This window comes from Pseudomonas sp. FG47, assembly GCF_057809115.1.
This window is the reverse complement of sequence record NZ_JBMDJI010000075.1, coordinates 1-4,648: the sequence shown is the minus strand read 5'-3', so window position 1 is coordinate 4,648 and position 4,648 is coordinate 1. Positions and strand designations below refer to the sequence as shown.

The 4,648-nt window shown below is 64.3% G+C and carries 5 protein-coding genes; 3 read left to right on the top strand and 2 right to left on the bottom strand.

The window, feature by feature from the left end; genetic code table 11:
- Positions 1-149: 149 nt before the first annotated feature.
- Both hpaR and hpaA read right to left on the bottom strand, forming a co-directional pair.
- Positions 150-572, bottom strand: a complete 423-nt coding sequence (gene hpaR / locus ACODS5_RS24535; RefSeq protein ID WP_489109876.1) for a homoprotocatechuate degradation operon regulator HpaR — start codon at positions 570-572, stop codon at positions 150-152.
- Between the two features lie 99 nt (positions 573-671).
- The gene (gene hpaA, locus ACODS5_RS24530; protein WP_489109875.1) at positions 672-1,574 is read right to left on the bottom strand and encodes a 4-hydroxyphenylacetate catabolism regulatory protein HpaA; all 903 of its coding nucleotides are present in this window, start codon (positions 1,572-1,574) and stop codon (positions 672-674) included.
- A 151-nt stretch (positions 1,575-1,725) separates the two neighbouring features.
- On the opposite strand from hpaA, the gene ACODS5_RS24525 reads away from it, so the two are divergent.
- From ACODS5_RS24525 to hpaE, 3 genes are read left to right on the top strand one after another with little or no spacing between them, the layout of a single operon-like run.
- Positions 1,726-2,400, top strand: coding sequence for a fumarylacetoacetate hydrolase family protein (locus ACODS5_RS24525; protein WP_134693442.1), 675 nt, complete (start codon positions 1,726-1,728; stop codon positions 2,398-2,400).
- Complete coding sequence (locus ACODS5_RS24520; protein ID WP_134693441.1) at positions 2,397-3,173, top strand: fumarylacetoacetate hydrolase family protein; 777 nt, start codon at positions 2,397-2,399, stop codon at positions 3,171-3,173. Before ACODS5_RS24525 ends, ACODS5_RS24520 begins: the two co-directional genes overlap by 4 nt.
- Positions 3,170-4,630 carry a 5-carboxymethyl-2-hydroxymuconate semialdehyde dehydrogenase gene (gene hpaE, locus ACODS5_RS24515; RefSeq protein ID WP_489109874.1) on the top strand — a complete coding sequence of 487 codons (1,461 nt, stop codon included), beginning with the start codon at positions 3,170-3,172 and terminating at the stop codon, positions 4,628-4,630. The genes ACODS5_RS24520 and hpaE overlap by 4 nt, the downstream gene beginning before the upstream one ends.
- Positions 4,631-4,648 lie beyond the last annotated feature (18 nt).

Sequence of the window (4,648 nt, the reverse complement as noted above, 5' to 3'; positions counted from 1 at the left end):
AAGAACTCCACTCGGCCTCCTGAAGTCGCAATTTGTGTTGCCTGAACTATCGCGCACTTAGAAGCAAGAGCAAGGGCACAACAGCAACAGCAACAAAAGCGAATCAGTTGCCGCGCGGATGCATGCCCCTGATGCCACGGTTCAAAGTTTCAGGGCCTGACCTTCTTCAGTTCGTTCAACAACCCCATCAACTGCTCCAACTTGTCGCTGCCAAACTGCCGCTGGATCTCCTGGTAATTGCGCTCCATCTCCTCGCTCATCGCCAGAAACGCCTGCTGCCCACGCACGGTCAGGCTGATGAAGATCCGCCGCTGGTCCTCCGGCGACTTGCGCCGCCCCACCAGGCCATCGCGCTCCAGGCGCTTGAGCACCCCGCTCATGCTCGGTTTGAGAATGCACGCCAGGTCCGCCAACTGGTGGCTCTCCAGCTCGCCCTGCTGGCGCAGGATGCGAATCACCCGCCATTGCTGTTCGGTCAGGTCGTGGGCATTGAGGGCCGGCCGGAAGAACGCCATGGTCGCTTCGCGGGCCTGCAACAAGGTCAAGGTCAGTGAGGGTCTAGGTTGAGTCATCAGGATAAAGGACTGGTTTTATTAAGATATTAATAAAGTGAAAACCATTTGCCCCCACCCTGTCCAGCCCCGTCGCAACCCGGCGCCCGCCTGAACGGTTCAGCGCAACCCCGCCTGGCGCAGGCGGTACTCCCCCGGCGTGGTACCGGCATGCCGCTGGAAGAACCGGCTGAAGTACGCCGGGTCCTTGAACCCAAGCTGGTAGCAAATCGCATTGGCCGACCCACCGGAATACAGCAGCAGCCGCCGCGCCTCCTGCATCAACCGCTCGAACACCAGGCGCTTGGACGGCAAGTCGGCGATACGCCGGCACACATCGTTCAGACGCGCCTCGGTCACCCCCAGCGCCGCCGCGTACGCCGGTAGCGTCCAGTGGTCCAGGTAGTGGCGCTCGATCAGCTCGTTGAAGCGGCGGAACACCTGCAAGTCCTCGTGCCGCGCCGGGTTGGCCGGCAACGCATTGGCGCTCAGGCGCAACAGGCTGATCATCACCAGCCGCGCCAAGTCCTGCAGTGCCGTGCCCTGCCCCACCTGGCCCTGGCCGACCTCGCTGCCCAACAGGTCGAACAACTGCTCCAGGCGCTGCGCCTGCTCGCCTGCCTGGCCCTGCAACTGCCCCAGGGCGACACAGGCCGGGGCCAGTTGCGGGTTGCTGCCTAGCCCTGGCTCAGCCTGCAACAACTGCCAGACCAGTTGCTGGCTCACGGTCAGCACATGGCCGTCGGCGTCCGCCTCGGTGACGAAGGCATGTGGGATGGTCGGCGGGGTCAGGAAGAACATCGGCCCGGCCTCGTGGAACCGCTGGTCGTCGAGCAACACCCGCACGCTGCCGCTCTTGACGTAGTGCACCTGGAAGCACCGGTCATGGCGATGCACCGGCATGTTGCGGCCGAAGAACCCGGCCAGGTTGCCGAGCCGGTCGTAGTGCACCTCGCTGTCGCTGTAACGCTGGTCGTAGACCTGCCCGATATTGATGTTGGGGATCGGCTGTCGCGCTTTCATTATTGTTCTCTCGCCGGTTGGACTGCCCGCGATCGCCGCCTTGGCAGTGTCGATGCCTTGACGATCGTTAACATATTAAATATAACGTTAACACATTAACAAAAACACCATGAAGCATACCCCCATGCTTCGCAGAGCGCAGGAGAAAAGCATGAGCCGTGCCTTGCACGAGGTCGCCAGCGGCAGCCTGTTCGGCGTCGCCCTGAACTACCAGGGCCTGCTGCAGCAGCACCTGGCGTCCTTCCATGAAGCGCCCTACCGGCAACCGCCGGTCAAGCCGGTGCTGTTCATCAAGACCCCCAACACCCGTAACGGGCATGGCCAGGCCTTGACCTACCCCTCGGGAGTCGAACGCCTGCAACCCGGCCCCGCCCTGGGCGTGGTGATCGGCAAGGACGCCAGCCGCGTGAGCGTGGCCAAGGCCCTGGAACATGTGGCCGGCTACACCCTGGTCAACGAGTTCAGCCTGCCCGAGGACAGCTACTACCGCCCGGCGGTCAAGGCCAAGTGCCGCGATGGCTTCTGCCCGCTGGGGCCAGCACTGGTACCGGCGGCGCAGGTCGCCAATCCTGATGCGCTGGGTATTCGCCTGTGGGTCAACGGCGTGTTGCGCCAGCACAACAACACCGCCAACTGCGTGCGCGGCGTCGCCCAGTTGATCGCCGAGATCAGCGAGTTCATGACCTTGCATGCCGGCGACGTGCTGATCACTGGCACCCCGGAAGGCCGCGTCGATGTGTTGCCAGGCGATCAGGTGACGGTCGAGATCGACGGCCTTGGCCAGCTCAGCACCCCTATAGTCGCCGAACGAGGACTCGCCCGATGAAGCATGCCCGTATCCAGTTCGACGGTCAGGTCCACGCCGTCACGGTCGAAAACGACCACCTGCGCCTGGCCGATGGCCGCCTGGTCCACCAAGACCAGGTGACCTGGCTGCCACCTGCCACCGGCAGCATGTTCGCCCTGGGCCTGAACTACGCCGACCACGCCGCCGAGCTGGCCTTCACCCCGCCCACCGAGCCGCTGGCGTTCATCAAGTCGCCCGGCACCTACACCGGCCACAACCAGATCACCTGGCGCCCGGACAACATCAAGTACATGCACTACGAGTGCGAACTGGTGGCGGTGATCGGCAAGCCGGCGCGGAACGTCAAGCGTGAGGACGCCCTCGCCTACCTGGCTGGCTACACGGTGTGCAACGACTACGCCATCCGCGACTACCTGGAAAACTACTACCGGCCCAACCTGCGGGTGAAAAACCGCGATGCCAGCACTCCGGTCGGCCCGTGGATCGTCGATGCCGCCGATGTGCCAGACCCGTCGAACCTCACATTGCGCACCTGGATCAACGGCGAGCTGAAACAACAAGGGACCACCGCCGACATGATCTTCGACATCCCCTACCTGATCGAATATTTCTCCAGCTTCATGACCCTGCAGCCCGGCGACATGATCGCCACCGGCACCCCGGAGGGCCTGGCCGACGTGGTGCCGGGCGACGAGGTGGTGGTCGAAGTGCAAGGCGTCGGCCGCCTGGTCAACCGTATCGTCAGCGAAGCCGAGTTCTTCGCCCGTAAAGCACAAGAGGCAACAGCATGATCAAGCACTGGATCGATGGCCGCGAAGTCGCAAGCCGCGACACCTTCGTCAACTACAACCCCGCCACCGGCGAGGCCATTGGCGAAGTCGCCAGCGGCGGCGCCGAGGAAGTCGCCCAGGCCGTGGCCGCGGCCAAGGCAGCCTTCCCGAAATGGGCCAATACCCCGGCCAAGGAGCGCGCTCGCCTGATGCGGCGCCTGGGCGAGCTGATCGAGCAGAACGTGCCACAGCTGGCCGAACTGGAAACCCTGGACACCGGCCTGCCGATCCACCAGACCCGCAACGTTTTGATCCCCCGCGCTTCGCACAACTTCGACTTCTTCGCCGAGGTGTGCACGCGCATGGACGGCCACAGCTACCCGGTGGACGACCAGATGCTCAACTACACCCTGTACCAGCCGGTAGGCGTGTGTGCCTTGGTGTCGCCGTGGAACGTGCCGTTCATGACCGCCACCTGGAAGACCGCGCCGTGCCTGGCCCTGGGTAATACCGCGGTATTGAAGATGAGCGAGCTGTCGCCGCTGACCGCCAACGAGCTGGGCCGCCTGGCGGTCGAGGCCGGCATTCCCAATGGCGTGCTCAATGTGATCCAGGGCTATGGCGCGACGGCCGGCGATGCCCTGGTGCGTCACCCGGACGTGCGGGCCATTTCCTTCACTGGTGGCACCGCCACCGGCCGCAAGATCATGCACAGCGCAGGCCTGAAAAAGTACTCCATGGAGCTCGGCGGCAAGTCGCCGGTCCTGGTCTTCGAAGACGCCGACCTCGAACGCGCCCTGGATGCCGCGCTGTTCACCATCTTTTCGCTCAACGGCGAGCGCTGCACCGCCGGCAGCCGGATCTTCATCCAGGAGAGCGTCTACCCGCAGTTCGTCGCCGAATTCGCCGCCCGCGCCAAGCGCCTGATCGTCGGCGACCCGACCGACCCGAAGACCCAGGTCGGCTCGATGATCACCCAGCAGCATTACGACAAGGTCACCGGCTACATCCGCATTGGCCTGGAAGAAGGCGCGCGCCTGCTGGCCGGTGGCCTGGAGCGCCCGGCAGGCTTGCCGGCGCACCTGGCCAAGGGGCAGTTCATCCAGCCGACCGTGTTCGCCGATGTGAACAACCAGATGCGCATCGCCCAGGAGGAAATCTTCGGCCCGGTGGTGTGCCTGATCCCGTTCAAGGACGAAGCCGAGGCGCTGCGACTGGCCAACGACACCGAGTACGGCCTGGCCTCTTACATCTGGACCCAGGACATCGGCAAGGCCCACCGCCTGGCCCGTGGCATCGAGGCGGGGATGGTGTTCATCAACAGCCAGAACGTGCGCGACCTGCGCCAGCCGTTCGGCGGGGTCAAGGGCTCGGGCACTGGCCGCGAAGGCGGGCAATACAGCTTCGAGGTCTTCGCCGAGATCAAGAACGTGTGTATATCCATGGGTAGCCATCACATTCCGCGCTGGGGCGTCTGACGTCATCGTGGGGGGGGG